Genomic DNA, 21,898 nt, shown 5'->3' with positions numbered 1-21,898 from the left:
CCGATTTGCATGGCGCGCCGGGAGTGCCAAGCGTCATAGGCCGTGCGTGTTTGGAGCGCGCGTTCTGTTGACGTACGCCGGTCTTCTTACAATCGCTGACGTCGTGCGTGCGCTGCGCAGACCGCCACCAAGACCTCGCCGCCGACCGAATGAAACGCTACTGGGAAATAGACGCCTTGCGCGGGCTGATGCTCGTGCTGATGACCGTCACCCACCTGCCCACGCGGCTGACCGATCCGCTGGGTCAACCTTTCGGCTTCGTGTCGGCCGCCGAGGGCTTCGTGCTGCTGTCGGCCTTCGTGGCGGGGCTGGTCTACAGCCGCATCGGCCACGTGCGCGGGGTCGACTCGATGCGCCAGGCCTTCTGGCGGCGCGTGCTCAAGGTCTACCTGTGCCAGGCGGCGATCCTGCTGTTTTTGTTCACCGTGATCGCCGCGCTCGGCGTGCACATCGACCAGCCGGCGGTCAAGAACCTCGTGTCGTACTACCTGGCGGAGCCGCGCGACGGCTTCCTGTTCGGGCTGCTGCTGATCTACGAACCGCCGCTGCTGGACATCCTGCCGATGTACATCTTCTTCATGCTCATGAGCCCCTGGGTGCTGGCCTTCGCCATGCGCCACGGCTGGACGCTCGTGATGGTGGCCAGCGCCACGGTCTGGGCGATGGCGCAGTTCGGGCTCAGCGAATGGGTCTACGGGCTGGCGGTGCGCTACCTCGGCATGCCGGTGCCGTTCCACGAGATGGGCGCCTTCAACACCTACGCCTGGCAGTTCCTGTGGTTCGCCGGCCTGTGCCTGGGCGCCAGCCGCAACGCGCCCGACGCCCGGCCGCTGCGCTTTCCGGCCTGGCTGCTGGTGCTGGCAGCGGGCATCGCGCTCTACGGTTTCTACTGGCGCCACACCGGCATCAACGGCCAGGCGCCGTTCGGCGGCGATGTGGAAATGAACCTGCTGTTCGACAAGTGGCAGCTCGGCCCGCTGCGGATCGTGAACCTGGTGGCACTGGGCATCCTGGCGGTGCGCTTCGGGCCCTGGCTCATGCGCAAGATCCCGCGCCTGCACTGGCTCGAAGCCATGGGCTCGGCCTCGCTGCCGGTGTTCTGCGCGCACCTCGTGGCGGTGCTGCTGGTGCTGGCCTTCTACGGCGACAACCAGATGGCGCGGCCCTGGTGGGGCGACGGCCTGCTGCTGGCGGCGGTGTTCGCGGGGATGTACTTCGTGGCGCGCTTCACGCGCGGCGCCGACGTGCCGCCGCCGGCGGACGATGTGCCTTCGGAGCCCGCGCCGGCGTAGGTGTCCGCAGGGAGCGCCGCTCGTTTTTTTGAGAAGAGGGGGAGGGCGATGATCGATTCCGTGCTTTGGAGACGTGCACTGGCGGCCTGCGTGCTGGCGTGGGGTGCGGCGGCGCATTCGGCCTTGCCGCAAGCAGCGCAACAGGACGTGCAACGGCGGCTGGATTGCTACGGCGCCGCCAACCCATCGGCCTGCGAAATCACGCTGGCAGACAGCGGCACCCCGTTCGGCCGCGTGTTCCGCGGCTCGGCGCTCCTGCTCGGCTCGGAGGTCGATGCCGCGACCCGTGCCCGGGCGATGGAAGACCTCCGCTCGGCGGCGGAGGAAGGCTATACGCCGGCCTATGAATCTCTCGCGGTCTTTCTCAGGCGCGGTGCCGGTCGGAGCGAGAGCCTGCAATGGCGCTGGCTGGCCGCTGAGCACGGCCACGCCGCTGCGGCGAAACATCTGGGCGGAAGCATCGACTTCGACGGGACAGACCGCCAGTCGGCGGCCGACCGGATGTTCCTGTCGTGGGTCCACTGCCATCCCGCGTCGTTCGAGAGCAGCGGGCCCACGATGTCGGCATTGAGCGATGCGCGCAAGGCTTCGCCGGGCGCCGACCTGAAGCAAGTGATCGCCCAGGTCCACGCGAAGCGGCTCAACGAAGCCAAGGCCAGGGCCGAGAACTTCCTGCACGGCTGCGTGCCGGGCGCCTACTACCTGGCCAGCCTCTCGCCCGACGACCAAGCCTGGGTGCGCAAGACGGTGCGCGCCCGCATGGTGCAGACGCTGAAGAACATCAAGGAGGCGGTGCGCAAGTTCCCCGACCTGGAGCTGCTCACGCTCCCCGAATACCAGGACCTGCTGCCGCCGCCCTGATCAGGGCGCGTTGGTCGGCGCAACTGGCGGCGCAGGCGGCTGTGGCAGGTGCGGCGCCACCACCGACTGCCACAGCCGGTAGCCCTCGTCCGTCAGGTGCAGCCGGTCGCCGCGGAACAGTTCGGGGCGCGGGCGGCCATCCGCGCCGAGCATCGGCGTATGGATGTCGATGTACTCGCTGTTGGGCAGCAGGTTCAGGTAGGCCGAGATCACGTGGTTGGTCTCGCGGATCTGCGGCATGAGCTGCTCGCGCGACGGGCTGGGCTTGACCGAGATGAAGCTGATGCGCGCGTCGGGCAGCTCGGCGCGCACCGCGTTGGCAAAGCGCGCGAAGCTGTCCAGCACCTGCAGCGGCGTGCGGCCTTCGGCCAGGTCGTTGTCGCCGGCATAGAGCACCACCTGCCGGGGCTTGTAGCGCACCACGAGGTCGCGCGCGAACAGGGCGCAGTCGGCCAGCGTCGAGCCGCCGAAGCCGCGGTTGACGATGCCGCCCGGCACGCGGGAAAAATCCTGCGACAGGCGGGTCCACATGCGCACCGTGGAGCTGCCCACGAACACCACGCCGCCCGGCGCCGGAAAGCGCTCCTGGTCGGCGCGCGCGAAGGCGGCCAGTTCGTTGTGCCAGCGGGCCTTGGCGGCGAGGTAGGCGGGGGCGGTGTCGGCGGCCGTGGCGCCGTCGGCTTCGTAGGGGAAGGCGGCGGCTGCGGTTTGCGCTTGGGCGGTGAAGGCGAGGGCGGCTGCAAGAAGCAGCGCCGCCGCGCGGACGGATTTCATCGAAGGCATCGAACGGACAGGAGACAGGGAATTCAGAACAGGGTCAGAGCGTCTTTTCGATCAGCGGGCCATGGAACAGCACCGGCCCGGTCGGGCCGCCCGCGCTCGGGACGCCGCCCTTGGGCTCCAGGCTGATCGCCAGCGCCGGCACGCGCACATCGGATTCCGAGGCGGCCAGCCGCAGCGCCGGTGCATTGTCCAGCACGCCGAGCGAGCGCGGCGCGCCGCCGGGCGGCAGGGCCCACAGCTGCAGCGACTTGTCGGTGCCTTCGCGGAAGTTGCCCACGCGCTGCAGCACGAGCTGCTTCTTCTTCGGATCGAAGGTCACGAGCATGGAGGCGGCGGCCTTGTCGTCGGACAGCACGGCCACGTACTGCACGGCGGGCGCGTTGATCAGCTGCTCGCGCAGGTTCAGGCCCACGCCCACGGCCAGCACGGCCACGAGCGCGCCAGCCGCGGCGGCGCCGCGCCACAGCGCAAGGCTGCGCAGCCAGCCGCCGGTCGATGCAGAGGCAATGGGCGCGGCGTTGTCGCGCTGCCGCTCGAGGGCCTGCTGCGCCTGCTCGGCGTCGATCAGGTTGCGGATGCGGGTCCAGACGGCCGGGTCCGGCGCGACGGGCTGCTGCAGCTCGGTCATGCCGGCCAGCCGGCCCTGCCAGACCAGCGCGGCGGCGCGCACGGGCGCCTGCTCGCGTGCCAGGGTTTCGAAGCGGCGGCGGGCACCGCCGCGCAGCGTGCCCAGTGCATGGCTTGCGGCCAGCAGTTCGAGCAGTTCGGGGTGGGCAAGGAGGTTCATGGGGCGGGTCTCGTGGTCAGGCGAAGCGGCCCATGCAGGTGCGCAGCTTGTCGAGCCCGCGCCGGATCCAGGTCTTCACGGTGCCCAGCGGCAGCTTGAGCTGGTCGGCCAGCTCGCTGTGGCTCATCTCGCGCAGGTAGGCCAGGCTGACCACCTCGCGCTGGCGGCCCTCGAGCTGGCTCAGGCACTGGTGCAGCGCCCAGGCCTGCTCGCTCGCATCGGCCATGTCGGCCGGGTTGGGCGTGTCGGATTCGAAGGTGTCGGCCATCAGCTCGTCGAACTCCTGCGTGAGCTGGGCGCGGTCGGCGGTGCGGCGGCGCAGCAGGTCGAGCGAGCGGCTGCGCACGATGAGCCCCAGCCAGGCCAGCGGCGGACTCAGCGAGGCGCGGTAGTCGCCGGCCACGCGCCAGACGGTGAGGAAGGACTCCTGCAGCACGTCTTCGGCCCACTCGCGCTGGCGCACCACCCGCATCGCCAGGCCCATGAGGCGGGGCGAGGTGCGGTCGTACAGCTGCCGCAGGGCGGCTTCGTCGCGATGGCCGATCCGGTCGATCAGCGCCATCAGTTCGGCGTCGGGGCTGGGTGCGGTCATCGGCGGATTGTGGGGCATCGGTGCGCATGCCCAAGGTACGGCCCGGCGGCGCGGGCGGATTCAGCGCGGCCGGTCTGAATCCAACGGGCGTCGGGCTGCGTACACGGGGCAGGGGGGCGTCGACATGCAGAACTCCAGACGGCGGCTCTTTCTTTTTCACCACCGATCAGACACCAAGGAAACGACCATGCACATCCGCACCCTGACCGTCCTGGCTTCCACCACCGCAGCGGCGCTTGGCCTGGCCGCCTGTTCCGGCATGGGCGCCAAGCCCATGCCGGTGTTCTCGCAGGCCAGCCTGCCCGACGCCGTGAAGGTGCCCGCCGGCCACCGCGTGGCCATGGAAACCGTGGGCGCCGGCGACATCACCTACGAATGCCGCGCCAAGGCCAACACGCCGGGCGCGCACGAGTGGGTCTTCGTCGGCCCCGACGCCAAGCTGATGGACCGCGCCGGCAAGCAGGTCGGCAAGTACTACGGCCCGCCCGCCACCTGGGAGAACGCGGACGGCTCGAAGGTGACGGCCACGCAGGTGGCGGTGGCGCCGAACGGCAGCGGCAACATTCCCCACCAATTGGTGAAGGCCAACCCCGCCACCGGCATGGGCGCCATGCAGGGCGTGAGCTACATCCAGCGCGTCGCCACGCAGGGCGGCGTGGCCCCCGCCGCCGCCTGTGGCGCCACGAACATGGGCCAGAAGCAGGTCGTGAAGTACCAGGCCGACTACATCTTCTACCGCGCGGGCTAAGGCCGGCCGAGCCCCTGTTTCGCCGCCGTTTGGAAACATTCGGCAACGTATACTGCGCCGCAAAACGGAGCGGGACCGCGTGCGCGCGGGGGCGGGAATGAAGCAAATTGCGATCGTGATCGCGCTCTGCGTGGGCGCGTGGTTCTTCTTTGTCGGCGGCCGCAAGCTCGACGAGGCGATGGTGCGCGACTACTACCGGAAGGACGCCCACGCCGTGTACTCGCGCGACGCCGAGGCGATCTGCAAGCAACTCAGCCGCAAGGCGGTGATCGAGAGCAAGGTCACGGCCATGGGCCGCACCCTCGAGACCACCCAGAACCGCGACGAAGCCTGCGACACGGTGAAGGAGAACATCGAGCTGTTTCGCACCGTCGGCGACCGCATGGGCGGCATCCTCACCATCGAGTACGACTATCACATCGACAACATCGAGGTGGCCACCGACCGCAAGAGCGCGACCGTCACGGGCACCAGCGTGCTGAAGATGGGCGAGTCGGTGCTGCAGTACAAGAGCAGTTTCACCCAGCGCCTGGAGCGCGAACTCGGCCAGATGCGCCTCGTGCATTCCAACGGCGTCACCGTGGTGCGCCTGGGCGGCGCGGGCGCCATGAGCCAGAGCGACTTCTTCCGCAAGTAGCCGCATCAGCACCCCAGGCCCCGCCATGATCGACCGCGACTCCCTGCCGCCGCCCCCGCCGTTCTGGCACCGCCTCAACAGCTTCTTCGCCTTTCCGCTCCAGCTGCGACCGCTGGCCTACGGCCTGGTGCTGTCGTTCTGCAGTCTGCTGTTCGAGGCCGTGTTCTTCCTGCCCGATGCGCTGGCCTTCGTCGTCATCGAGGTCGGCATCATCCTGGCGGCCAGCCGCTACGGCTTCAAGGTCATTGCACTGGGTGCGCGCGGCATCCGCGACTCGGCCGACTTCGGGCGCGAAGCCAGCGACGAGTGGACCTACCTGCCGTGGAAGCTCTTCGCCATCTCGCTGGTGCAGACGATGCTCATCGGCTGGCTCGCGTGGTACGAGCCGGTGCTGGGCACGGTGGGGCTGTTCATCATGTCCTTCACCTTCCCGGCCGCGGTGATCGTGCTGGTGCAGTCGGGCAGCTTCTTCCAGGCCATGAACCCGGGCTACGTGATGGACGCCATGCGCACCATCGGCTGGCCTTATGCGCTGCTGTGCTTCTTCCTGTTCCTGCTGAGCACGGGCGCGCAGGTGGCGATCTCGATGGTGCTGCCGGTGTTCGACGGGCGCATCGTGCTGCCGATCGTCAACTTCGCGTTCATCTACTTCGGCTGGGTGATGGCGAGCCTCCTGGGCTACGTGATGTACCAGCACCACGACGCCTTCGGCATCGACCTCGTGCCCGGCGCGGGCGCCGACATCGGTGCACCGGCCGACCGCCGCACGCCCGCGCAGATCGCCGCGCAGCGCACCGACGCCGAGGTGGCGCAGTGCATCACCGACGGCGACCTGGCCGCCGCATTGGGCATCGCCTACGAGGCGCAGCGCACCGCCGACGCCGACGACCTGGCCGCGCAGCGCCGCTACCACCGCGTGCTGGCGCTCATGCCCGAGAAGAAGGACACGCTGTTCGACCACGCGCGCCGCTTCATTCCGCTCTTGATGCGGCGCGACCTCGCGTCGGACGCACTGAAGGTTTTCAAGGCCTGCCGCGCGATCGACAAGACCTTCGTGCTCGACGACCCGGCCATGGTCATCGCCATGGCGCGCGCCGAGTGGCGCGGCGGCGACGCGCACGGCACGCTCGCGTTGCTGTCGGGCTTCGACAAGCGCTTCCGCGGCCACGCGGCGATCCCGCAGGCCTACGAGCTCGCGGCCCGCGCACTGGTGCAGGGGCTGGGCCGCGCGGACATGGCGCAGCCGATCCTCACCACGCTCGAGGCCCGCTACCCCGAGAGCGAGCAGACGCAGGAAGTGCGCTGGCTGCTGCGGCCGGCGGCCTGAGAGAGGGCCAGCCCGCGGATCAGGGCAAAATTCCGCACGCCGCGCCGGCCGGACCTGCGGACCTGCCTCCCATGCCGCCCCTCACGCCCGAACCGTCCCTTCCTGCTCCTTCATCTCCATCGCCGACGCGTTCCCGCCGCCGCGCGCTGGTGGCCTGGGCGGCTGCCGTCGCGCTGGCGCTGCTGCTGATCGCCGTGGCCGGCCAGTGGGCCGCGCGGCGCGAGGCGAACTTCCAGGCCGACTCGATCCGCCGCGCCATGGAAGTGCACGTGCTCGGCCTGCGCGACGCCGCCGGCAAGTACGGCTACCTGCCGTTCACCGCCGGCATGCATCCCGACGTGCTGGCCGTGCTGGCCCACCCGCAGGACCCCGCCGCGCGGCAGCGCGCCAACCACCACATCGAAGAGGTGAACCGCCTCGCGGGTTCCGACGCGCTGTACCTCACCGATCCGCAGGGCCTCACGCTGGCCGCGAGCAACTGGGCCACGCCGCAGAGCTTCGTGGGGGAGTCGTACGCCAACCGGCCGTACTTTCTCGACGCGCGGGCCGGGCGGCGCGGCCTGTTCTACGGCGTGGGCCAGACCACGGGCGAGCCGGGGCTGTTCATGTCGGCGCCGGTGCGCGCCGAGGGCGGCGGCGAGGTGCTGGGCGTGGTCACCGTCAAGGTCAGCCTGCGCCAGCTGCACGACGCCTGGGCCTTCGTGCGCGACCCGATCCTGCTGACCGACGCGCGCGGCATCGTGTTCCTGAGTTCGGTGCCGGGCTGGATGTACCAGGCCACGCGGGCGCTGAGCCCCGCCGACCTGGCCGGCATCGAGCACGACCAGCAGTACGGCGCGCGCACCCGCTTCGCGCCGCTGCCCTGGCGCGTCGAGCACCTCGAGGGCGCGCCGGGCTACCTGGTGCGCACCACGGTCGGCGGCAAGGCGCGCCGCTTTCTCGCGGTGGACGAGCCGCTGCCCGACCTGGGCTGGACCTTGACGGTGATGGCCGACCACGCCGAAGTCACCCGCGCGCGCGAGCGCACCTGGATGCTCGGCCTGCTGGGCGCCGGCGTGCTGCTGCTGGGCGCGCTGTACTGGCAGTTGCGCGAGCGCCGCTTCGCCGAGCAGCGCGACGCGCGGCGCGACCTCGAGCTGCGCGTGCGCGAGCGCACCCACGAGCTGGACCAGGCCCACGCCTTCCGCAAGGCGATGGAAGACTCGCTGCTGGTCGGCATGCGCGCACGCGACCTGCAGGGCCGCATCATCTACGTCAATCCGGCCTTCTGCGAGATGACCGGCTACGGCGCCGACGAACTGCTGGGGCGGCTGCCGCCGTACCCCTACTGGCACCCCGACGACGTGACGCAGCACTGGTTCCACTACGAGGCCATGATGAGCGGGCAGCCCGCGCGCTCGGGCTTCGAGTCGCGCCTGCGGCACCGCGACGGGCACGAGGTCATCACCATGGTCTACACCGCGCGGCTCATCGACGCCGACGGCCGCCACAGCGGCTGGATGAGCTCGGTGGTCGACATCACCGAGCAAAAGCGCGCCGAGCTGCGCCAGCGCCAGAACGACGAGCAGCTGCAGCACGCGCAGCGCCTGGCCAGCCTGGGCGAGATGGCTTCCACGCTGGCGCACGAACTCAACCAGCCGCTGATGGCGCTGAGCAACTTCGCCAGCGCCGCCAAGGCCTTCGCCGCGCAGGGCAACCAGCTGCTCCTGGCCAGCAGCCTCGACGAGACTGTGGCGCAGGCCAAGCGCAGCGCCGAGATCGTGCGGCGCATCCGCGGCTTCGTGCGCCAGCGCACCGCCGGCACCGAAGACTGCGCCGTGGCCGCGCTGGTGAGCAATGCGCTGGCGCTGCTGCAGGGCGAGATGCGCCAGCGGCAGGTGCGCGCCGAGGTGCGCATTCCGCCCGCGCTGCCGCCGGTGCGCGGCGACCGCGTGCTGCTCGAGCAGGTGCTGTTGAACCTGCTGTCGAACAGCCTGCAGGCGATGCAGCAGGGCACGCCGCCCGAGCGGCGCGTGGTCGAGGTCGAGGCCGAGTTGCATGAAGGCCGCGTGCACATCCGCATCGCCGACCACGGCCCGGGCATCGACGCCGCGCTGGCCGAGCAGGTCTTCGCGCCGTTCTTCACCACCAAGGCCGGCGGCCTCGGGCTGGGCCTGAACATCTGCCGCACCATCGTGGAGGCCCACCGCGGCCGGCTGTCGTTCGCCGACCGGCCCGGCGGCGGCACGGTCTTCACCCTCGAACTGGAGGCTTCCCCGTGAACGCACCCCTGCTTGCCAACCACCTGTGCGTCGTCGACGACGACGAGGCCGTGCGCCGCTCCCTGGGCCTGCTGCTGCTGTCGCGCGGCCATGCGGTGCAGGCCTTTGCCTCGGGCGAGGCCTTCCTGGCCGGCGCCGACCTGCAGCGCCCGGGCTGCGCCATCCTCGACCTGCGCATGGAAGGCATGAGCGGCCTGCAGGTGTTCGACGCGCTGCGCGCGCAGGACAGTCCGCTGGTCGTGATCTTCCTGTCCGGGCACGGCGACATCCCGATGGCGGTGGAGGCGGTGCAGAACGGCGCCTTCGGCTGGCTGGAGAAGCCCTGCAACGACGAGCGCCTGCTCGACAGCATCGCCAAGGCATTGCACAAGGCCGAAGAGATCGCCGTGCGCCGCCAGGCCCGGCAGGCCGCGCAGGCGCTGTGGGCCAAGCTCACGCCGCGCGAGATGCAGGTCGCCCGGCTCGTGGCCGAAGGCCTGCCCAACAAGCGCATCGCGCAGGAACTCGCGCCGCTGGAGCTGCGCACGGTGGAAACGCACCGGGCCCACATGTTCGCGAAGCTGGGCTTTTCGAGCAGCCTGGAGCTGGACCGCTTCCTGCGGGAACATGGACTTTAGTGGGGTGTCCCACAAATAGCTGCGCATGAAATCGCGCCTTTCACGCCAGGGCGGCGTTGCAAATCCTCGCGATACCTGCGGGTATCGCTGCGGTTTGCGCCTTGCCCTGACGCGAAACGCATCGATTTCATTTGCGCAGCTATTTGCGGGACACCCCACTAGAACTTAGGGTTTACCCCTGCGTACGGGTACGCAGTCCCGCGGCCGGGGTCTACGGACGACAGCGCGCCCCCGGCGGACCAGACTCCCCGGCACGGCTTTCCGCGGGCTTCGCGGGGGCTGCAGCCAGAGACAAGGACCCCCCGCATGACCGCCATTGCCAGCAGCAGCACGAGCGCCGGCGCTTCCAGCCCGGACGCGACCCGCGACACCACCCCCTACACCTTCGAGGAAAAGCGCAAGCGCATCTTCGCCATCTTTGCCGCCTCGTCCGGCAACCTGGTGGAGTGGTTCGACTTCTACGTCTACGCCTTCTGCGCGATCTACTTCGCGCCCTCGTTCTTCCCCAAGTCAGACCCGACGGTCCAGCTGCTGAACACCGCCGGCGTGTTCGCCGCCGGCTTCCTGATGCGCCCGATCGGCGGCTGGCTGTTCGGCCGGCTGGCCGACCGCAAGGGCCGCAAGACCTCGATGGTGACTTCGGTCGTCATGATGTGCGTCGGCTCGCTGGTCATTGCCTGCCTGCCCACCTACGCGCAGATCGGCGCCTGGGCGCCCGCGCTGCTGCTGGCCGCGCGCCTGCTGCAGGGCCTGTCGGTCGGCGGCGAGTACGGCACCACCGCCACCTACATGAGCGAAGTGGCCATGCGCGGCCAGCGCGGCTTCTTCTCGTCGTTCCAGTACGTCACGCTGATCGGCGGCCAGCTGCTGGCCGTGGTGGCCGTGGTGGTGCTGCAGCAGCTGCTCACCGAGGCCGAGCTCAAGGCCTGGGGCTGGCGCATTCCCTTCGTTCTGGGCGCCCTGGCCGCCGTCGTGGCGCTGATGCTGCGCCGCACGCTGACCGAGACCGCCAGCACCAAGACCCGCGCCGCCAAGGGCGCCGGCAGCGTCGCCGAGCTGTTCAAGCACCACAAGCGCGCCTTCCTCGTGGTGCTGGGCTACACGGCCGGCGGCTCGCTGATCTTCTACACCTTCACCACCTACATGCAGAAGTACCTGGTGAACTCGGCCGGCATGTCGATCAAGACCGCCAGCAACGTGATGACGGCGTGCCTGTTCCTGTACATGTGCATGCAGCCGCTGTTCGGCGCGCTGTCGGACCGCATCGGCCGGCGCAGCAACATGCTGCTGTTCGGCGCCCTGGGCGCGCTGATGACGGTGCCCGTGCTGAGCAACCTGCAAAGCGTGGGCAGCCCGCTGATGGCCGGCGTGCTGATCACGCTGGCGCTGGCGGTGGTGAGCTTCTACACCTCGATCAGCGGCATCGTGAAGGCCGAGATGTTCCCGCCCGAAGTGCGCGCGCTGGGCGTGGGCCTGTCGTACGCGGTGGGCAACGCCATCTTCGGCGGCAGCGCCGAGTACGTGGCGCTGGGCCTGAAGTCGATCGGCCACGAGTCGTACTTCTACTGGTACGTGACGGCGATGATGGGCGTGGCCTTCCTGGTCAGCCTGCTGCTGCCGAAGCAGGCCACCTACCTGCACAACGACAAGTAAGCGCAGCGCCGCTTCATCAACGAACCCGGCCTCGCGCCGGGTTTTTTACGTGCGCTGCAAGGCGCGCGTGACCATGTCGTTGGGCGCCAGCCGCAGCAGGTGCGGCAGCAGGCCCAGGGCGCGATCGCGTTCACCCGCGTGCAGCAGCCCGTTGGCGCACACCGAGAGCGTGTCGGCCAGCTCGGGATGGTCGGGCGCGGTCTTCAGCAGGATGCGGCAGAGCTTGTCGGCGTCGCCGAACTGGCGGATGCGCGCGAAGCGGCGCGCCAGCCGGGCCATGTCGTCGGGCTTCAGGCGCACGCCCGGCTTGGCCTGGTCGAGGTAGGTCGTGAAGCTGGCGTGCTGCAGCGCCAGCGTGTCGGCGTCGGTGGCGGGCAGGCGGAAGATGCGGCGCGCGGCCTGGTGGAAGTCGTCGCTCGCGGGCTGCAGGCGCGCCGTGTGGAACCAGGCGCGCAGCGTGTCGGTGTCGCCGGGGCGCAGGGCCGCGGCGGCGCGCCATTCGGCACACGCGGGCTCGAACTTCATGGCCGCCGACAGCTTGCGCGCGGCGGCCACGTGCTGCTCGAAGCGGTGGTCGTCGGTCACCATTTCCGACTTGACGGTCTCGGGCGTCTTCACGCGGCCCAGCCACATGGCGCCGGCCATCAGCGCCGCGCCCGTCAGCAGGCCGCCCAGGTGGGCCATGTAGGCGATGCCCTGGCCGCCGATCCAGTGCTGCACCAGCTCGTTGGCGATCCAGGCCGGCAGCAAGAGCAGGGCGGGCGCCGTGACGTAGTTGAAATAGAAGAACAGCTGGTAGAAAAAGCGGATGCGCCGCAGCCGGTACATCACGGCGTACATGCCCATCAGCGCCGAGATCGCACCCGAGGCCCCCAGCCCGTAGCCGCCCTTGCCCGCATAGGCCCAGCCGGCCAGCAGCGCGGAGCCCACGCCGCCCAGCAGGTAGAAGCTCAGGTAGGTGCCGCGCCCCAGCGCCAGCTCGACCGAGAAGCCGAACAAAAAGAGGAACAGCATGTTGCCCAGCAGGTGGCCCGTGCTGCCGTGCAGGAAAGTGGCGGTGAGCCAGGTCCAGGGCTTGAATTCGGCGTCCTTGCCGTAGTCCTGCGACCAGCGCGCGGTGAACGGCGCGGGCAGCATCGCCTCGTACTGGCGGCGGTCGCGCTGCCATTCGTCGAAGCGCGGGTTCGCGGGCGTCACGACCTGGTCGGCGCGCAGCTTCTTCAGGAAGGGCTGGTCGTTCTGCAGGCCTTCGAGCAACTGCGGGTAGGCCTCTTCATGGGCCAGCATGCGGCGCGCCAGCTTGCCGCGCTTGGGGTCGGTCTTCTCGAGCCACTCGACGAAGGGTGGCAGCTCCAGTTCGGGCAGCACGCTCTGCACGTAGAACTGCGCGGCGCGCTCGCGGCCGTTTTCTTCGCTGCGCTGCGGCCCCCAGAACACGATCATGTTCAGGAGGATCAGCAGCACCGTCATCCACGGCGGGTTGCGCCAGCTCGGCTTGTTTTCGAGCGGGATGGCGTAGAACATGAAGCGCGGCCCTCGTGGATGTGGCCGCAGGCTTCAGCCCAGGCGGGCGCGGTGGCGGGCGACCTGTGCCTTGACCTGCACGGGCGCGGTGCCGCCCAGCACGTTGCGGGCGTTGAGCGAGCCGCGCAGGCTCAGCACGTCGTACACGTCCTTCTCGATGTTCGGATTGAACTGCTGCAGCACCGACAGCGGCAGCTCCGACAGGTCGACCTGGTGCGAGGTGGCGGCCTTCACGGCGTGGGCCACGGTTTCGTGCGCGTCGCGGAAGGGCAGGCCCTTCTTCACGAGGTAGTCGGCCAGGTCGGTGGCGGTGGCGTAGCCGCGCAGCGCGGCGGCTTCCATGGCCTCGGGCTTCACGGTGATGCCGCCGATCATCTCGGCAAAGATGCGCAGGGTGTCCTTGAGCGTGTCGACGGTGTCGAACAGCGGCTCCTTGTCTTCCTGGTTGTCCTTGTTGTAGGCCAGCGGCTGGCCCTTCATGAGCGTGATGAGCGCCATCAGGTGGCCGACCACGCGGCCGGTCTTGCCGCGCGCCAGCTCGGGCACGTCGGGGTTCTTCTTCTGCGGCATGATCGACGAGCCGGTGGTGAAGCGGTCGGCGATGTTGATGAAGCCGAAGTTCTGGCTCATCCAGATGATGAGTTCTTCGCTCAGGCGGCTCACGTGCACCATGCACAGGCTGGCGGCGGCGGTGAACTCGATCGCGAAGTCGCGGTCGCTCACGGCGTCCAGGCTGTTCTGGCAGACGCTGTCCATCTTCAGGGTGCGTGCCACGAGCTCGCGGTCCAGCGGGTAGCTGGTGCCGGCCAGGGCGGCGGCGCCCAGCGGCAGGCGGTTGACGCGCTTGCGCACCTCGCCCATGCGCTCGGCGTCGCGGCTGAACATTTCCACGTAGGCCAGCATGTGGTGGCCGAAGCTCACGGGCTGGGCCACCTGCAGGTGGGTGAAGCCGGGCAGGATCACCTCGACGTTCTTCTCGGCGATGTCGACCAGCGCCTTCTGCAGCTCGACCAGCAGGTCGCCGATGAGGTCGATCTCGCCGCGCAGCCACAGGCGCACGTCGGTGGCGACCTGGTCGTTGCGGCTGCGGCCGGTGTGCAGGCGCTTGCCGGCGTCGCCGACCAGCTGGGTCAGGCGGGCCTCGATGTTCAGGTGCACGTCCTCGAGGTCGAGCTTCCATTCGAAGCTGCCGGCCTCGATCTCGCCGCGGATCTGCGTCATGCCGCGCTCGATGGCGGCGTGGTCCGTCACGCTGATGATGCCCTGGGCCGCGAGCATGCCGGCGTGCGCCAGCGAGCCCTCGATGTCGGCCTGCCACAGGCGCTTGTCGAAGAAGACGCTGGAGGTGTAGCGCTTCACCAGGTCGCTCATCGGTTCGGAGAACAGGGCCGACCAGGCTTCGGATTTCTTGTCGAGTTGGTTTTGGGTCATGGGAGCCGTCCAGGAAGGCAATAATGGGTTGGTCACCCGATGGATCTGATGTCTGCGATGCGCAACCCGGCGATTTTATCGGCCAGCTCCCCCTCCACGTCCGCTTCGTCGCCGGAACGCGTGCGCGCGCCCGTGCGCGGCGGCCCGGCGCTGTTCGACGCCTGCCAGATCGGCGTGGTGCTGCGCACCGTGGTGTTCGTCGAAGCGGTGGTGGCGGTGGCCACGCTGTTCGTGGTCGGCACCTTCGGCGAATGGCTGGTGCAGGCGGCCACGGTCACGGGCGGCGCGCTGCCCGCCACGCTGCTGTGGCTGGTGGCGGCCTGCGGGCTCAAGAAGCAATTGCGGCGCCTGCCGCCCCCGGGCCAGTACGCCGCGGGCGCCGTGCTGGGCGCCGTGGCCTCGCTCTACGGCTGCGGCCTGCTGCGCCTGACCGGCGTGATCGCCAGCGCGCCCTGGTTGGCGAGCGCGCTGGCCGGCGCGCTGTTCGCGGGGCTGGTGATGGCGGCGATGGTGCTGCGCGCGCGCGGCCAGACGCCGGCCGCGACCACGGCCCGGCTCGAAGAATTGCAGTCGCGCATCCGCCCGCACTTTCTGTTCAACACGCTCAACAGCGCCATCGCGCTGGTGCGCGAGGAGCCGGCCAAGGCCGAGACCATGCTCGAAGACCTGGCCGAGCTGTTCCGCCAGGCGCTCACCGTGCCCGGCGAATCGGGCACGCTGGCCGACGAGATCGCGCTGGCCGAGCGCTACCTGGCCATCGAGCAGGTGCGCTTCGGCGAGCGCCTGCGCATCCGCTGGGACCTCGATGCTGCCGCCAGCGACGCGCGCCTGCCGCCGCTGCTGCTGCAGCCGCTGGTCGAGAACGCCATCAAGCACGGCGTGGAGCCCAGCCCCGACGGCGGCAAGCTGCGCATCCGCACCGAGCGGCGTGGCGGCATGGTCGTGATCGAGGTGGTCAACAGCCTGCCGCCGCTGCGCTGGGCCGACGAGCCGCTGCCGCGCGGCCATGGCATCGCCCTGGACAACGTGCGCGAGCGGCTGCGCCTGCTGCACGACATGCAGATGCAGTTCAGCGCCGGCATGGACCAGAAGAACTACCGCGTACGCATTGCCATCCCCGCCGAATCATGAGCCTCAAGACCCTGATCGTTGACGACGAAGCCCTGGCCCGCTCGCGCCTGCGCACGCTGCTGCGCGACTGCAGCTCGCCCGCCGCCGAGGTGACGGCCGAGGCCGCGCAGGGCGAGGAGGCGCTGGCCCACCTGGCCGCGATGGACCTCGACCTGGTGCTGCTCGACGTGCACATGCCCGGCGTCGACGGCATCGAGGTGGCGCGCGCGTTGCGCCACCGGCCCGACGCGCCGGCCGTGGTGTTCGTGACGGCGCACGCCAGCCACGCGGTCACGGCCTTCGAGCTGGAAGCGGTCGACTACCTCACCAAGCCCGTGCGCGCTGAGCGGCTGCAGCAGGCGCTGCAGAAGGTCGAGCGCTTCCTGAAGGAGCGCCGCGCCGCACAGCCGGTCGCCGAGGCCACGCCCGAGTGCGTGCTGATCCAGGACCGGGGCCGCGCCGAGCGCGTGCCGCTGTCCGAGGTGCTCTACCTCAAGTCCGAATACAAGTACCTCACGGTGCGCACCGCCACGCGCAGCCACATCCTCGACGGCTCTCTCAACGATTTCGAGGAGCGCTACCCGAACCGCTTCCTGCGCGTGCACCGCAATGCGCTGGTGGCGCGCTCGGCCATCCGCGCGCTCGAGCGCTACGACGACGGCGAGGACGCCGATGGCTGGGCGCTGCGGCTGGACTCGGTGCCCGAGCCCGTGGCGGTGTCGCGCCGCCAGCTGGCCGCGGTGCGCGAGATGCTGAAGGAATCGCGATGACCGACGACGTCCCGGCTGGCCCGAAGCCCCCGCCCGAGCGGCCGGTGGCTGCGGAAGAGCCGCCGCCTGCGCCTGCACCCGCTCCGGCGCCGCCGGCCGAGTCCGCTGCGCCTGTCGAGCCGCAGGAAGATTCCACCTCCGCCCTGCGCAGGCGCTTCGTGCTGCACATGCCCGTCGACGTGCGCAGTGCCTCGCTCGTGGTGCTGGCCGTGCTCGCCAGCGTCTTCGCGCTGCGCTGGGGCCAGGCCGTGTTCGTGCCGCTGATGCTGAGCCTGCTGCTGAACTACGCGCTGTCGCCGCTGGTCGAGCGCTTGCACCGCTGGCGCGTGCCGCGCTGGATCGGTTCGGCGGTGATCCTGCTGGGCCTGTTCGGCGGGCTCGGGTGGACCGGCTATTCGCTCTCGGGCAGCGCCTCGCAACTGCTCGACTCGCTGCCGGTCGCCGCGCAGAAACTCGGCCAGGCCATGCGCCGCGACAAGAACGCCAGCGCCACCCCGCTGGACAGCGTGCAGCAGGCCGCCGCGCAGCTCGAGAAGGCGGCCGAGGAAAACTCCGCGCGCGTCGCCTCGCGCAAGGGCGTGGCGCGCGTCGTGATCGAGCGCCCGGGCTTCAACGTGCGCGACTACCTGCTCAGCGGCACGGTCGGCCTGCTCAACGCCTTGGGGCAGCTCACGCTGGTGGCCTTCCTCACTTACTTCGCGCTGTGCTCGGGCGACACCTTCCGGCGCAAGCTCATCAAGATCACCGGGCCCAGCCTGCAGAAGAAGAAGGTCACGGTGCACGTGCTGGACGACATCACGCGCAACATCGAACGCTACCTGCTGGTGCAGATATTGGTGAGCGCGCTGGTGGGGCTCGCCACCGGCCTGGCGTTCTGGCTCATGGGCGTGGAGAACGCGGCCGTGTGGGGAATCATCGCGGCCGTGACCAACCTCATTCCCTACATCGGCTCGGTGATCGTGCTGGTGGCGGCGGGGCTCATGGCCTTCCTGCAGTTCAGCAGCATCGAGATGGCGCTGCTGGTGGGCGGCGTCTCGCTGGCCATCCACACGGTGGTGGGCAACCTGCTGATGCCCTGGCTCACCAGCCGAACCAGCCGCATGAACCCGGTGGCCGTGTTCGTGGGCGTGATCTTCTGGGGCTGGCTGTGGGGCATCTGGGGGCTGCTGCTGGGCATCCCGATCACCATGGTCATCAAGTCGATCTGCGACCGGGTGGAAGACCTGCAGCCCATCGGCGAACTGCTCGGCGAGTAGCAGGGCAGATCAGGCGGCGGGCACCGGCAGCTTCTGCACCACGGTGTCGGCCGCCTCGAGCGGCTGGCCGTCGCGCGTGCGCAGTTCGATCGGCGCCACGGGCTGGCCGCTGCCGCGCTCCAGCAGCACCGAATGCGGCTCGCCGGGCGCGAACAGGTTCGCCTCTCCCCAGTGCCGCAGGCCGACCACCACGGGGAACAGGCCGCGCCCCTTCGCCGTCAGCGCGTACTCCTGGTAGAGCGAGCCGTCCGAAGCCGGCACGAGGTCGAACACGCCTTCCTGCACCAGCCACTTCAGCCGGTCTGCCAGGATGTTCTTGGCCACGCCCAGGCTCTGCTGGAACTCGCCGAAGCGCCGCATGCCGTCGAAGGCGTCGCGCACGATCAGCAGCGACCACTGGTCGCCGACGATCTCGAGCGCGCGTGCCATCGGGCAGGCGTCGAACCTCAGACTTTTTCTCCTGGCCATCGTGTGTTTCCTGTGCGTCCCTGGGATGGCGGGATTAGACCGTAGCGTTGGATTGGTTGCAAATTAAAACCGATGCGACTAGCATCCGTATGGTTTTAATTTGAAACCTGAGGTGGCCATGACCCTCCCAACCCCCGCTCCCCACGACATCCCTTCCGGCGGCGACGCCGTGCCCGGTCTGCGCGCCAGCCCCGTGCGCGTGGCCGTCGTGCAGTTCGACCCGCAGGTCGGCGTCGAGAACCTCGCGCGCAACGCTGCCGCCGTGCGCGCACAACTCGAAGCGGCGGTGGCCGGTGGCGCGCAGCTCATCGTGCTGCCCGAGCTGGCGACCACCGGCTACTGCTTCAACGGCCGCGCCGAGGCCTTCGCCCATGCCGAGCCCGTGCCGCACGGCCCCACCGTGCAGGGCTGGGTCGCGTTCGCGGCGAAGCACGGCGTGTACCTCGTCGGCTGCCTGGCCGAGCAGGACGGCATGCAGCTGTTCGACACGGCCGTGCTCGTCGGCCCCGAGGGCTACATCGGCCGCTACCGCAAGACGCACCTGTGGAACCACGAGAAGCTGTGGTTCACGCCCGGCAACGAGGGCTACCCGGTGTTCGAGACGAAGATCGGCCGCATCGGCCTGCTCGTGTGCTGGGACATCTGGTTTCCCGAGGCGCCGCGCATCGTGGCGCAGCAGGGCGCCGACATCATCTGCGTGCCCACGGGCTGGGTCTGGACGCCGCCGCCGCTGTACGACGCCAGCGGCGTGTGCATGGCGGCCTACCTGACGATGACGGCCGCGCACGCCAACAACGTCTTCATCGCCACCGCCGACCGCGTGGGCCGCGAGCGCGGCACGGGCTTCATGGGCAACTCGCTGATCGCGGGCACGAACGGCTGGCCGATGGGGCGCATCGCCGGGCCTGAGGAAGAGACCATCCTCTACGCCGACGTCGACCTGGGCGCCGCGCGTTCGGCGCCGATCTGGACGCCGCTCAACGACCTGCACCGCGACCGGCGAACCGATCTGTACGACGCGATGCTGGGTTATCGCGGGGCGGCACTGCCGCGCTGAGCCGCGCGAAGCGCACGATCATCCACGGCCCGAGCAGCGCCCCGAGCCCGACCGAGCTCCAGGCCGCGACCCACGCGTACGTGCTGCCGACGCCGAACCGCGCCTGCCCCCAGTCGAGCGCGAGCCCGAACACCCACGGGCTGAGCGCGCCCGCACCGAAGCCCATCACCGAGCGCACCGAGAAGGCCACGCCGAGCCGGTGCGGCGCCACCACGTCGGCCAGCGCGGTCGAGTAGACCGACGAATCGGCGATGGCGAGCAGGTTGTACAGCGCCGCCATCGCGGCCAGCGCCCACAGCGGCCAGGTCCACATCCAGCCGAAGGCGAACGACAGGCTCAGGCTCGCGAGGGTGGCGATCATCATCACGCGCGCGCGGCCCAGCCGGTCGGACGCGGCGCCGCCCACCACGCTGCCGAACACGCTCACGAGGTGTGCGAACGCCGCCAGCGCGATGCCCGCGGCCGGCCATGCGGTCGCGCCGCCGCGCGACGAGGCCATCAGGTAGGCGGGCAGCCAGGCCCACAGCGCCATGAGTTCCCAGCAGTGGAAAGCGTAGGCCCAGTTGCCGGCCATCGCGGGCCGGTCGCGCACGGTCGCGTTCAGCGCCCGCAGCACGCCTTCGCGCGGCGTGCCGGCGACCCGTGGCGCAGGCGGTGCCATGCGCCGCAGCGCGAGCTGGGCCAGCAGCACGCCCGCCACCGTGCAGCCCGCCGCCACCAGCAGCCCGGTGCGCCAGTGCGCCACCACGCTGAACCCCGCCACCACCGCGAGCGACAGCGCATAGCCCATCGATGCCGCGCCGAGGAACAGCCCCATCGCGCGCCCGCGCACCGCCGGCCCGGCGTTGAGCGACAGCAGCTGCAGCCCCGGCGTGTACGAGGCGCCCGCGCACAGGCCCGCCAGGCCGTACAGCAGCAGGGCCGAGCGGTGGTCGTGCGCGAAGAGCGCGAAGGCCAGCGAGGCGGCCGCGCCGATCGCGCCGCCGACCGCGAAGATGCGGTGCGGGCCGAAGCGGTCGGCCAGCAGGCCCACCGCGAACAGCGAGCTCATGTAGCCCACGTGCCAGGCGCTCTGGATGGAACCGGCCTGCGCGGCCGTCATCTGCCAGTCGTCCCGCATGAACGGCAGCACGCCCGAGTAGGCCGTGACGATCATGCCCTGCAGCAGCCGGCTCGCGCACAGCAGCGCGAGCCATCCGCGCTGCGGCGCTGGGGTGTGTTCAGCGCAGTGCACGCTGCATCAGCACGGTGTCGACCCACCGGCCGAACTTGAAGCCGACATTGCGCAGCACGCCGACCGTCTCGAAGCCCAGGCTCGCATGCAGCCGCTGCGAGCCTGCGTTGCCGCTGTGGCCGATGCACGCGACCATCTGCGTGAAGCCGGCCTCGGTGCAGCGGTGGATCACCGCCTGCAGCAGCGCCGTGCCGATGCCGTGGCCGTGCATGTCGGGTGCGACGTAGATCGAGTCTTCCACCGTGTGCCGGTAGGCCGAGCGCGCGCGGTAGGGGCCGGCGTAGGCGTAGCCGGCCACCTCGCCATCCTTCAGCGCCACGAGGTACGGCAGGCCGCGTTCCTGCACGTCGATGCGGCGCGCCTGCATCTGCGCGAGGGTGGGTACTTCTTCTTCGAACGAGCACAGGTCGTGCCGCACGTAGTGGCTGTAGATGGCCTGCACGCGGGCCATGTGGTGGGGCTCGGCATCGGCGATGTCTAGCGCGGCGGAAGCAATGGAAGAGGAGGACATGGGTCGATCTTGACGAGGCAAGATCGATAAGTGAAGCTTGGCCTGCCTATGCAGCGCATAAGAAATACTTTGGAAAAGAACCTCAACCTCGACCAGCTCGCCACCTTCGTCCTGGTGATCGACACCGGCAGCTTCTCCGCCGCGGCCGACCGGCTCGGCCTGTCGCAGCCGGCCGTGAGCCTGCAGGTGCGCCAGCTCGAACGACGGCTGGCCGTGCGGCTCATCGAGCGCGTCGGCAAGCGCGCGCGGGCCACGCCGGCCGGCGCGGAATTGCTGCGTCACGTGCCGCAGATCGAGGCCGCGGTCGAGAACGCCGTCGACGCGGTGGCCGACCATGCGCGCGGCGTCACGGGCCGCGTGCGGCTGGGCACGGGCGCCACGGCCTGCCTGTACTTCCTGCCCGCGGTGCTGCGCCAGCTGCGCGAGGCGTTCCCCGCACTCAGCGTGGTGGTGAGCACCGGCAACACCGACGAGCACGTGCGCAAGGTGGAAGACAACAGCATCGACCTCGCACTCGTCACGCTGCCCGCGGCCGGGCGTTCGCTGAGCGTGATCCCCGTGTGCGACGACGAGTTCGTCGCCATCGGCCGCGCCGACCTCGCGCCGCTCAAGGCCCGCGTCACGCCGGCCGACCTGGCGACGCTGCCGCTGGTGCTGTTCGAGCCTGCGGCCAACACGCGCAAGCTGGTCGATCGCTGGTTTGCTGCCGAGGGCCTGCAGCCGCAGCCCGTGATGGAGCTGGGCAGCGTCGAGGCGATGAAGGAGATGGTGGCCGCGGGGCTGGGCTACGGCCTGGTGCCCGGCATGTCGATGGCGGGGCGCGGCGCCCACCCGGCGCTGAAGGCCAGCCGTCTCGCCCCGCGCATGCACCGCACGCTGGCGGTGGTGATCCGTCGCGACAAGCCGCTCAACAAGGCGCTGCGCACGGTGCTCGAGGCGATCGTGGCGGCCGGCAAGAAGCCGGGCCGCCGCTAGGAGT

The 21,898-nt window shown here is 70.1% G+C and carries 21 protein-coding genes; 13 read left to right on the top strand and 8 right to left on the bottom strand.

Annotation, left to right across the window (positions count from 1 at the left end):
- Nucleotides 1–149: 149 nt before the first annotated feature.
- Nucleotides 150–1,292, top strand: a complete 1,143-nt coding sequence (opgC, locus tag AC07OH_RS19905) for an OpgC domain-containing protein (RefSeq protein WP_492681577.1) — start codon at nt 150–152, stop codon at nt 1,290–1,292.
- 48 nt (nt 1,293–1,340) lie between these two features.
- Nucleotides 1,341–2,153: a hypothetical protein gene (locus tag AC07OH_RS19900; RefSeq protein WP_495301856.1), complete on the top strand. Its 813-nt coding sequence runs from the start codon at nt 1,341–1,343 to the stop codon at nt 2,151–2,153.
- Here the strand turns inward: AC07OH_RS19900 and AC07OH_RS19895 are convergent, their stop codons facing one another.
- Genes AC07OH_RS19895 through AC07OH_RS19885 form a run of 3 tightly spaced genes read right to left on the bottom strand, consistent with a single transcriptional unit; the run spans nt 2,154 to nt 4,315 of the window.
- Nucleotides 2,154–2,927: an SGNH/GDSL hydrolase family protein gene (locus AC07OH_RS19895; RefSeq protein ID WP_495301855.1), complete on the bottom strand. Its 774-nt coding sequence runs from the start codon at nt 2,925–2,927 to the stop codon at nt 2,154–2,156. It abuts the gene before it with no gap.
- Between the two features lie 43 nt (nt 2,928–2,970).
- On the bottom strand, nt 2,971–3,723 hold the full coding sequence (locus AC07OH_RS19890) for an anti-sigma factor (RefSeq protein ID WP_495301854.1): 753 nt from the start codon (nt 3,721–3,723) through the stop codon (nt 2,971–2,973).
- A gap of 16 nt (nt 3,724–3,739) precedes the next feature.
- Nucleotides 3,740–4,315 carry an RNA polymerase sigma factor gene (locus AC07OH_RS19885; RefSeq protein WP_307694848.1) on the bottom strand — a complete coding sequence of 192 codons (576 nt, stop codon included), beginning with the start codon at nt 4,313–4,315 and terminating at the stop codon, nt 3,740–3,742.
- A gap of 187 nt (nt 4,316–4,502) precedes the next feature.
- Here AC07OH_RS19885 and AC07OH_RS19880 point away from each other — a divergent pair, with 187 nt between their 5' ends.
- The 6 genes from AC07OH_RS19880 (at nt 4,503) to AC07OH_RS19855 (ending at nt 11,558) form a co-directional block, all read left to right on the top strand.
- Nucleotides 4,503–5,063 (top strand): DUF3455 domain-containing protein, encoded by a 561-nt coding sequence (locus AC07OH_RS19880; protein ID WP_495301853.1) that lies wholly within the window; start codon nt 4,503–4,505, stop codon nt 5,061–5,063.
- A 97-nt stretch (nt 5,064–5,160) separates the two neighbouring features.
- Entirely contained in the window at nt 5,161–5,700 is a 540-nt protein-coding gene (locus AC07OH_RS19875; RefSeq protein WP_159275602.1) for a hypothetical protein, read from the top strand.
- Between the two features lie 25 nt (nt 5,701–5,725).
- Nucleotides 5,726–7,027, top strand: coding sequence for a hypothetical protein (locus tag AC07OH_RS19870; protein ID WP_495301852.1), 1,302 nt, complete (start codon nt 5,726–5,728; stop codon nt 7,025–7,027).
- Between the two features lie 71 nt (nt 7,028–7,098).
- Entirely contained in the window at nt 7,099–9,288 is a 2,190-nt protein-coding gene (locus tag AC07OH_RS19865; protein WP_495301851.1) for an ATP-binding protein, read from the top strand.
- Nucleotides 9,285–9,905, top strand: a complete 621-nt coding sequence (locus tag AC07OH_RS19860; RefSeq protein WP_139702402.1) for a response regulator transcription factor — start codon at nt 9,285–9,287, stop codon at nt 9,903–9,905. The genes AC07OH_RS19865 and AC07OH_RS19860 overlap by 4 nt, the downstream gene beginning before the upstream one ends.
- A 306-nt stretch (nt 9,906–10,211) precedes the next feature.
- Nucleotides 10,212–11,558: an MFS family transporter gene (locus tag AC07OH_RS19855; protein WP_062474325.1), complete on the top strand. Its 1,347-nt coding sequence runs from the start codon at nt 10,212–10,214 to the stop codon at nt 11,556–11,558.
- A 45-nt stretch (nt 11,559–11,603) separates the two neighbouring features.
- Here AC07OH_RS19855 and AC07OH_RS19850 read toward each other — a convergent pair whose 3' ends face one another.
- Nucleotides 11,604–13,082 carry a rhomboid family intramembrane serine protease gene (locus tag AC07OH_RS19850; RefSeq protein ID WP_495301850.1) on the bottom strand — a complete coding sequence of 493 codons (1,479 nt, stop codon included), beginning with the start codon at nt 13,080–13,082 and terminating at the stop codon, nt 11,604–11,606.
- 33 nt (nt 13,083–13,115) lie between these two features.
- Nucleotides 13,116–14,513 (bottom strand): argininosuccinate lyase, encoded by a 1,398-nt coding sequence (gene argH, locus AC07OH_RS19845; RefSeq protein WP_489057919.1) that lies wholly within the window; start codon nt 14,511–14,513, stop codon nt 13,116–13,118.
- 57 nt (nt 14,514–14,570) lie between these two features.
- On the opposite strand from argH, the gene AC07OH_RS19840 reads away from it, so the two are divergent.
- The 3 genes from AC07OH_RS19840 to AC07OH_RS19830 are packed head-to-tail and all read left to right on the top strand — an operon-like array spanning nt 14,571 to nt 17,649.
- A complete protein-coding gene (locus AC07OH_RS19840) occupies nt 14,571–15,644 on the top strand; it encodes a sensor histidine kinase (protein ID WP_495302033.1) in 1,074 nt (357 codons plus the stop codon).
- Nucleotides 15,641–16,393, top strand: a complete 753-nt coding sequence (locus AC07OH_RS19835) for a LytR/AlgR family response regulator transcription factor (RefSeq protein ID WP_495301849.1) — start codon at nt 15,641–15,643, stop codon at nt 16,391–16,393. The genes AC07OH_RS19840 and AC07OH_RS19835 overlap by 4 nt, the downstream gene beginning before the upstream one ends.
- Nucleotides 16,390–17,649: an AI-2E family transporter gene (locus tag AC07OH_RS19830; RefSeq protein WP_495301848.1), complete on the top strand. Its 1,260-nt coding sequence runs from the start codon at nt 16,390–16,392 to the stop codon at nt 17,647–17,649. The genes AC07OH_RS19835 and AC07OH_RS19830 overlap by 4 nt, the downstream gene beginning before the upstream one ends.
- Nucleotides 17,650–17,658: 9 nt before the next feature.
- On the opposite strand, the gene AC07OH_RS19825 is transcribed toward AC07OH_RS19830, so the two are convergent.
- A complete protein-coding gene (locus AC07OH_RS19825) occupies nt 17,659–18,117 on the bottom strand; it encodes a winged helix-turn-helix transcriptional regulator (protein ID WP_495301847.1) in 459 nt (152 codons plus the stop codon).
- Between the two features lie 118 nt (nt 18,118–18,235).
- On the opposite strand from AC07OH_RS19825, the gene AC07OH_RS19820 reads away from it, so the two are divergent.
- Entirely contained in the window at nt 18,236–19,174 is a 939-nt protein-coding gene (locus AC07OH_RS19820; protein WP_495301846.1) for a nitrilase family protein, read from the top strand.
- Here AC07OH_RS19820 and AC07OH_RS19815 read toward each other — a convergent pair.
- Both AC07OH_RS19815 and AC07OH_RS19810 read right to left on the bottom strand, forming a co-directional pair.
- A complete protein-coding gene (locus tag AC07OH_RS19815; protein WP_495301845.1) occupies nt 19,095–20,408 on the bottom strand; it encodes an MFS transporter in 1,314 nt (437 codons plus the stop codon). The two genes, AC07OH_RS19820 and AC07OH_RS19815, sit on opposite strands and share 80 nt — an antisense overlap.
- Nucleotides 20,395–20,919, bottom strand: a complete 525-nt coding sequence (locus AC07OH_RS19810; RefSeq protein ID WP_495301844.1) for a GNAT family N-acetyltransferase — start codon at nt 20,917–20,919, stop codon at nt 20,395–20,397. Before AC07OH_RS19810 ends, AC07OH_RS19815 begins: the two co-directional genes overlap by 14 nt.
- Before the next feature lie 48 nt (nt 20,920–20,967).
- Here AC07OH_RS19810 and AC07OH_RS19805 point away from each other — a divergent pair, with 48 nt between their 5' ends.
- A complete protein-coding gene (locus AC07OH_RS19805) occupies nt 20,968–21,894 on the top strand; it encodes a LysR family transcriptional regulator (protein WP_495301843.1) in 927 nt (308 codons plus the stop codon).
- Nucleotides 21,895–21,898: the final 4 nt, after the last annotated feature.

This window comes from Variovorax sp. GW821-FHT10C12, assembly GCF_059415405.1.
This window is presented reverse-complemented; position numbering and strand designations above follow the sequence as displayed.

Bases quoted from the DNA above. Each gene is read 5' to 3' on its own strand.
- opgC (WP_492681577.1), top strand. From the start codon at position 150: ATGAAACGCTACTGGGAAATAGACGCCTTGCGCGGGCTGATGCTCGTG.
- AC07OH_RS19900 (WP_495301856.1), top strand. From the start codon at position 1,341: ATGATCGATTCCGTGCTTTGGAGACGTGCACTGGCGGCCTGCGTGCTG.
- AC07OH_RS19895 (WP_495301855.1), bottom strand. From the start codon at position 2,927: ATGAAATCCGTCCGCGCGGCGGCGCTGCTTCTTGCAGCCGCCCTCGCC.
- AC07OH_RS19890 (WP_495301854.1), bottom strand. From the start codon at position 3,723: ATGAACCTCCTTGCCCACCCCGAACTGCTCGAACTGCTGGCCGCAAGC.
- AC07OH_RS19885 (WP_307694848.1), bottom strand. From the start codon at position 4,315: ATGACCGCACCCAGCCCCGACGCCGAACTGATGGCGCTGATCGACCGG.
- AC07OH_RS19880 (WP_495301853.1), top strand. From the start codon at position 4,503: ATGCACATCCGCACCCTGACCGTCCTGGCTTCCACCACCGCAGCGGCG.
- AC07OH_RS19875 (WP_159275602.1), top strand. From the start codon at position 5,161: ATGAAGCAAATTGCGATCGTGATCGCGCTCTGCGTGGGCGCGTGGTTC.
- AC07OH_RS19870 (WP_495301852.1), top strand. From the start codon at position 5,726: ATGATCGACCGCGACTCCCTGCCGCCGCCCCCGCCGTTCTGGCACCGC.
- AC07OH_RS19865 (WP_495301851.1), top strand. From the start codon at position 7,099: ATGCCGCCCCTCACGCCCGAACCGTCCCTTCCTGCTCCTTCATCTCCA.
- AC07OH_RS19855 (WP_062474325.1), top strand. From the start codon at position 10,212: ATGACCGCCATTGCCAGCAGCAGCACGAGCGCCGGCGCTTCCAGCCCG.
- AC07OH_RS19850 (WP_495301850.1), bottom strand. From the start codon at position 13,082: ATGTTCTACGCCATCCCGCTCGAAAACAAGCCGAGCTGGCGCAACCCG.
- argH (WP_489057919.1), bottom strand. From the start codon at position 14,513: ATGACCCAAAACCAACTCGACAAGAAATCCGAAGCCTGGTCGGCCCTG.
- AC07OH_RS19840 (WP_495302033.1), top strand. From the start codon at position 14,571: ATGCGCAACCCGGCGATTTTATCGGCCAGCTCCCCCTCCACGTCCGCT.
- AC07OH_RS19835 (WP_495301849.1), top strand. From the start codon at position 15,641: ATGAGCCTCAAGACCCTGATCGTTGACGACGAAGCCCTGGCCCGCTCG.
- AC07OH_RS19830 (WP_495301848.1), top strand. From the start codon at position 16,390: ATGACCGACGACGTCCCGGCTGGCCCGAAGCCCCCGCCCGAGCGGCCG.
- AC07OH_RS19825 (WP_495301847.1), bottom strand. From the start codon at position 18,117: ATGGCCAGGAGAAAAAGTCTGAGGTTCGACGCCTGCCCGATGGCACGC.
- AC07OH_RS19820 (WP_495301846.1), top strand. From the start codon at position 18,236: ATGACCCTCCCAACCCCCGCTCCCCACGACATCCCTTCCGGCGGCGAC.
- AC07OH_RS19810 (WP_495301844.1), bottom strand. From the start codon at position 20,919: ATGTCCTCCTCTTCCATTGCTTCCGCCGCGCTAGACATCGCCGATGCC.
- AC07OH_RS19805 (WP_495301843.1), top strand. From the start codon at position 20,968: ATGCAGCGCATAAGAAATACTTTGGAAAAGAACCTCAACCTCGACCAG.